The sequence below is a fragment of the Shewanella electrica genome (assembly GCF_022321485.1).
Lineage (GTDB): Bacteria > Pseudomonadota > Gammaproteobacteria > Enterobacterales > Shewanellaceae > Shewanella > Shewanella electrica.
In genome coordinates this window covers 1-269 of the sequence record NZ_JAKOGG010000310.1, presented here as the reverse complement: position 1 = coordinate 269, position 269 = coordinate 1, and the positions used below count along the sequence as shown (strand labels likewise).

Sequence of the window (269 nt, the reverse complement as noted above, 5' to 3'; positions counted from 1 at the left end):
GTTTCCTCTGAATTTCCCGTGTGTTTGGCAAGTAGTTTAACCAGATTGTCCCTGTTAATTATCACCTCCTTTGCACGAATAAGAACATCACTTGCAGGCATCAACCCAGAGGAAGGAATACGAGGCTGCTGAATCATGGCTTTAGCATGTGGCATCATAAAGCGTTTACCCGGAGACCCTGCTGAAAGTAGCAAACAGGCTTGACCTATAGCAGATCCAACCGCCACTGTGTGTATCTCATTTTCCAACTGCATCATTGCATCATAAAT

Annotated in this window: 1 protein-coding gene; it reads right to left on the bottom strand. The window is 44.6% G+C overall.

Going from position 1 to position 269, the window contains the following annotated elements; all coding sequences use genetic code 11:
• A partial coding sequence (locus tag L9G74_RS24180) for an ATP-dependent Clp protease proteolytic subunit (protein ID WP_238898644.1) occupies nucleotides 1-269 on the bottom strand: 269 nt, incomplete at both ends.